The sequence below is a fragment of the Ruegeria sp. AB8 genome (assembly GCF_056542605.1).
On record NZ_JBQGAB010000062.1, the window covers coordinates 1 to 5,576 of the forward strand.

Consider the following 5,576-nt stretch of genomic DNA (forward strand, 5'->3'; position numbering starts at 1 on the left):
TCATCTCCACTCCTTGGCGGTTACGATGAGCCAGAAACCCTCTCTTATCAAATCTACTTAAACTGTCCCATTGGTGCTGACGTCAGACAGCTGGGTCTGATGGGCCTCCAAAACCGGCGAGGCTCTGGCCAATGGCTCAAAGAGCCTCGAATTGATTCGATGAGTTTCTTGGGTTCCTCGAACGAAGCTCTCACTCATGCCAAAACCGCCTGATCCCTACAAATTTATTTGTAAGCATATGTTTTGTTGAATTGCAGTTTCAAGTTTTAGCCACGACTTTGCGGTTTTACTTCAACATCCGCCAGATCGCATACGTGGGTCTCCTGATTGAAGTACCCATTGGTTCAAAGACGGAAGATTCGGATAGCGATTTTCCCCCACCTCATTCGGTTCTCGGTTTATTTTTGACTTAGGCGTGATGATCAGAAACCAGTGGCGTTTCAATGCTTTGGGGCGTTTTCGATCTCTTAGGGCGCTTAGGTGAATGCGTAGAAATTTCGAGGAACTATGAGTTGAGATTTTTGGGTCACATAACGCAATGGAAGCGATCTTGCTCGAATTTCAGGCAAAACGTGAAACTTGTAGCAAGCAAATTGATGTCATCAGGCACCGCAAAGGGCCCATATTGGCGAAAGCGACATTCTAGCGTCGCGAGGACAACCAGACTTCGCGAGGAGAACAGTAAAGCAACAACCTGCGCAGCTGTTTTCGCTACCGCGGTCTTTTCAAGTTCCCATGCAAAAGCCGAAAACAGTTGGGATTGGTTCGGTGAGATTTACCTTTGGGGCGCAAGTCTTGGCGGCGAAACCACATCAGGGTCTTCGGTCGATGTCAGTTTCGGATCACTGCTGGACAACTTGAAACTGGGTGGAATGGCAGCCGTTAAAGCCGAACAGCAAAGATGGACGCTATTTGCTGATTTGCTCTATCTGGACGTATCTGATTCCGAAAATGGCTCTCTTGATTTAGGAAGCGGACCAATTAGTGCGAGCGTCGAAGTTGATGCCCGCTCGTTCATTTCAACATTTGGTGCCGCTTACGCGTTGTCCGAAACACCCACTTCCAAAGTAAGTGCTTTGGGAGGCGCGCGATATCTCTGGCTTGACAGCGAACTGGATGCCTCGCTCGGCGGTTCAAGTGAACGCATCTCCGACACAGAGAGTGCGTGGGACGCCGTAGTGGGCATAACCGGCGACCTTGATCTCAGTGATCGGTGGTATCTTGTTTACTATGCTGATGTTGGAGCCGGTCAGAGCGATCTTACCTGGCAGGCACTGCTGGCGGCACACTACCGCTTCGAAAAGTTCGATCTGTCTTTTGGTTACAGATACCTAGAATGGAACCTCCGTGATTTTGGATCGTTCGACAAGCTTGATGTCAGCGGACCATTTATCGGCGCGCGCTTCAAGTTTTGAAAAGTCACACTTTAACAGGCGGCCAGGCCCTTCTGACGTTCAGCCAGCGCCTCCAATCCAGCGATAAAGCCATCAATTAAGTGAGGAAAATCAATATGGAAACCATAAAGACTTCAGGAGCTGGGACGCTCTATAATGCTAACGGATTTCTCATTCCGGTCGTCGAAGGCACGTCTTATGAAATGGGTCGTCAGTACGGCTCGCTCATGGTTGAACACATGCAGTCGGCTTGGGATACGCTGGTCGCTCCCGGTCTAAAATCCGGAGCAATTTCAGAAGATGATTTGCAGGGTTGGTCGGGGCGGGCCTATGCAACCTCGTCCACCCGCACTCGCACTTGGTACGACGGTGTAGTCGAAGGCACTGGTTGGTCGCGTGAGAGCGTTTGCATGCTTGATCATGTCATGGAGTTTGGAGTCTATCAGGCCAAGCTGCATTCCTTTGCCGGTTGTACAACGATTTTCTCTTGGGGTGGGCATTCTGCCGATGGCAACACATATGCCGGGCGCAACATGGATTGGAGCGAGACTTTCAACAAGTTCCCGCAGGTCCTAACCGTGCGCAAGCCAAGTGATGGATCATACAAGCTCGCGACACTCGGCTGGCCTGGGATGTATGCCGCCTTTACCGCACTAAACGAACACGGCGCCTATCTGGATCTGCATGACGGGACCAGCATGGGTGGATCGGTGGTCTATGAAAACCGTCCATCTACACTCAACATTATTACCGATATAATGAGTGAGGTCGCCTCCGTTGAGGCGATGGTGGCGCGGTTCAACGGGATCAATAACAGCGCATCGATGATATTCAGCGTTGGTGACGAGAACGCGGCAGCTTCGGTGGAGTGTTCGTCTCTCGGGGGGAACCGTGTGCGACCAGCAAGTGGCGAAAGTTATGTAGTCGTAAACACCTTCCTTGGGGAAACCTGGGGTTTGGGCAAGCGCGAGACAGTAAGCAATTCACTACGGCGCTTTAGCAATATGACCGACCGTCTGGCCGACAATGCTGGGAAAGTTGATGCGAAGACAACGCGCGATCTGATGGATCTTCGGCTGTTCAATGAAGACGGCAGTTTTGCCGAGAACGGTGGCTGTACCAAGCCGACCAATCAAGATGCAGACCTGACGACTCATCAGATGGTTACAGACATAATGGGCCGTAAGGTCTGGCTTAAAGTCCCTGTTCCAGACTATTTCCAAGATTGGACCGAAGTTGACCTAAAAGCCTTGTGGAACTCCTGAGCCTTTTGGGGAGCGGAGTCACGAAACTCCGATTCCTGATCCGCCAAAAACACCCGGAGGATGAAGATGAACGGCGAAATACAGCCGCTGTCTTCCAGCATCAACGCAATAATATACTTCGGTGACGCTGTGTTTGCCATTAGTGGCGCGTTGACTGCCATGCGCCACCGAATGGACATTATTGGCGTCGTTTTGATCGGCACAATAACTGGTTTGGGCGGAGGTACAATTCGCGACCTGATCATCGGCCGCCCTGTATTCTGGGTACAGAACCCAAGCGAAATCTTCCTCTGTATCGTTGTTTCCACCATTACGTTCTTCTTTGTGACTGACGAGATACTTCGGCGCCGAGGTATGGTTTGGGGCGATGCCTTAGGCTTGGCTGCGTTTGGTGTCGCCGGCTGCAACATAGCACTCGCCCACGGTGTAGTTTGGCCGGTCGCGATTCTGATGGGAATGGTAACCGCAACCGGAGGCGGTGTTATTCGTGACGTGATTACAAACACCCAACCAATGATCACCAGCAGTCAGCCTTACGCTACTATCGCATTGATTGGCGCGTCGCTTTACGCCCTTCTTTTGTCATTCGAAATGCCCGAAGGGATCGCAGAGCTGATTGCATTCTCAATCGCGCTGGTTCTGCGAGCAATATCAATACATTATGATTTGAGGATGGGACCTCGCGGTGCGTTTGTGAGTTTGGGAAAGCATAATGAGAAAGACGGTTAAGCAGTCGGAGTTCCAGTTCTTTTGGCGGAATGTAAGGCTAGCGGCAGGTATCGATCACTTTGCGAGGAAACGACTTGAAAGAGATCTGGGAGGTTCGAACTTATGAGGAATGTTTATTTAGCTGCCGCAGTCTACGCGGTGCTCACGACGGGTGCCCAAGCTCAAGACTTTGACGTTGTGATATTGAACGGGCGGGTCATGGACCCGGAAACCGGCTACGATGCGGTCGCCAATGTTGGCGTGTCTGACGGGTCCATTAAAGCGATAACGCAAGACGAAATCACCGGAGCAGAATCGATTGACGCAACTGGCCATGTCGTAGCCCCTGGATTCATCGACATGCATTCTCACGTCACCGATTCACCTTTCATGCAAAAACTCATGCTACGCAACGGGGTCACGACACCGCTTGAGTTAGAGATGGGCGCCTGGCCCGTCGACAATTATTACGATGCCCTAGAAGGCAAATCGCAGACCAACTATGGCGCCTCAGTCTCTCTGTTTGGTATTCGCGAAAGTACGCTGAACCCCGAGTACGACACTGTGACAGGGTCGATAGTCACGGACAACTGGGAATACGGAGACTCTGCCGACATAAAGATGGCCTTTCAAAAAGTCCCGACCGACGACGAAGCGGATAAGTTCGTCGAATTGTCGGAAGAAGGTATTCGTAGAGGTGCTTTAGGTTTCGCAGTTCCGGTGGGGTACGCCGTTGATGGGATCACGGCACGTGAAATTATTGGGATTCAGAAGCTTGCAGGCAAGTACGGTGTTGCAACCTTCGTACATGCTCGGTTTTCAAGCCAGGCCGATCCTCTGTCCGGTGCTCTTGCCACGTCAGAATTCATCTCGAACCTTGGTATCTATGGCGGAGGGCTGTTGTTCCACCACATTCACCAGCAGGCATTGGGCACCACTGACATGGTTCTGAACCGGATCGACGATGCACGAGCAAATGGGCTGAATGTTCTGGGCGAGATTTACCCGTACAACTTTGGCGCGACAATTGTTGCGGCAGACTATTTGGTGCCATCAAATTATGGGCCGGCAATGGGGCGCACCTATTCCGACATAACCGAGTCAGCGACTGGCAAGCCACTAACCAAAGAGCGCTACGAAGAATTGATGCAGGCGGCCCCGACAACAGCTGTGACGTTTTTGGGTTCAACCGACGAAGTCATGCTTTCTGCGCTGGCGCGTCCGGGCACAACGGTTGTCGGCAGCGATGCGTTCCCGTTGACAATCTTGGCGACCGGCGAAAATGCGTTTGACTGGGACACACCCTACGAGGGTCTTGGCGGCCACCCGCGCGGGGCGGGAAGTTATGCGCTTGTTTTGCGACTGGTGCGAGAGGACGACCTTATGTCGTTAATGACAGCCCTCGGCAAAATGAGCTACGACGTGGCACGTTTCCTTGAAGACAGCGGCGTCTCTCTCATGGCGTATAAGGGCCGAATTCAAGTAGGTGCCGACGCCGACATCACCATTTTCGATCCGGAAACAGTCACCGAGAATTCGACGATGGACGAACCTGGTTTGCCATCAACGGGTATTCCATACGTCTTGGTTAATGGCACCATCGTGGTCAAAGACAGCGAGGTTCTCGAAGGGGTTTACCCTGGGCAAGCGGTTCGCATGCCGGTCAGAAACTAATTGCAAACCTCGGTGTTCAAATTTCTGGAGTGCGGTTGCAAGCAGCAATAGTAGGCTACCAAAGAAAACTAGCCTCATCTTGGCTAAGCCGCTCAAGTAAAAAGATGTTTTGTACCCGGTTCAACTCCAGAAATCATCCAAAATGAAGCTATTTCCGCAATGTGGTCGTTGAATAGGATGAGATAACCAATGATTGAAAGCAATGCGACGACCCGCGTTATGTCATTGTTGGTAACTCGTTCGACAGACTGCCATTGGGTAGCCATGACTAAGCTCCAAACTTCAAGAGCCAACCAGTTTGATCGTGATCCAAACAATTGTAAGCACTGGTTCAATTCTTGCTATCGATATGCTGGGTGCGTTACAAGGCAAAGGGTTGGTCTGGGTTGCACGCAAAACTTTGCAAAGCCCGCTTTCTGCGCATATCCGACATAGGCGCAAGTCGCAGCGAATGGCGTGTGTGGATGGCTCCTTCCTAGCAAGACATTTTTGATCTGATTTGCGCATTTGTCAGAAGCAGTCATGTGTCCGGCCT

The 5,576-nt window shown here is 51.4% G+C and carries 5 protein-coding genes; all 5 read left to right on the forward strand.

Translation table 11 applies throughout. The features are described 5' to 3' along the window. On the forward strand, positions 1 to 213 hold a 213-nt coding region (locus tag ACR0CG_RS23485; protein WP_480527900.1), incomplete at its 5' end, for a hypothetical protein. A 359-nt stretch (positions 214 to 572) separates the two neighbouring features. Then, complete coding sequence (locus ACR0CG_RS23490; protein ID WP_480527902.1) at positions 573 to 1,415, forward strand: hypothetical protein; 843 nt, start codon at positions 573 to 575, stop codon at positions 1,413 to 1,415. Positions 1,416 to 1,510: 95 nt separating this feature from the next. Continuing rightward, positions 1,511 to 2,659, forward strand: coding sequence for a C45 family autoproteolytic acyltransferase/hydolase (locus tag ACR0CG_RS23495; RefSeq protein ID WP_480527904.1), 1,149 nt, complete (start codon positions 1,511 to 1,513; stop codon positions 2,657 to 2,659). Between the two features lie 66 nt (positions 2,660 to 2,725). After that, complete coding sequence (locus ACR0CG_RS23500) at positions 2,726 to 3,388, forward strand: trimeric intracellular cation channel family protein (RefSeq protein ID WP_480527906.1); 663 nt, start codon at positions 2,726 to 2,728, stop codon at positions 3,386 to 3,388. Positions 3,389 to 3,490: 102 nt separating this feature from the next. Then, complete coding sequence (locus ACR0CG_RS23505; RefSeq protein ID WP_480527908.1) at positions 3,491 to 5,041, forward strand: amidohydrolase family protein; 1,551 nt, start codon at positions 3,491 to 3,493, stop codon at positions 5,039 to 5,041. Positions 5,042 to 5,576 lie beyond the last annotated feature (535 nt).

Bases quoted from the DNA above. Each gene is read 5' to 3' on its own strand.
- ACR0CG_RS23505 (WP_480527908.1), top strand. From the start codon at position 3,491: ATGAGGAATGTTTATTTAGCTGCCGCAGTCTACGCGGTGCTCACGACG.
- ACR0CG_RS23500 (WP_480527906.1), top strand. From the start codon at position 2,726: ATGAACGGCGAAATACAGCCGCTGTCTTCCAGCATCAACGCAATAATA.
- ACR0CG_RS23495 (WP_480527904.1), top strand. From the start codon at position 1,511: ATGGAAACCATAAAGACTTCAGGAGCTGGGACGCTCTATAATGCTAAC.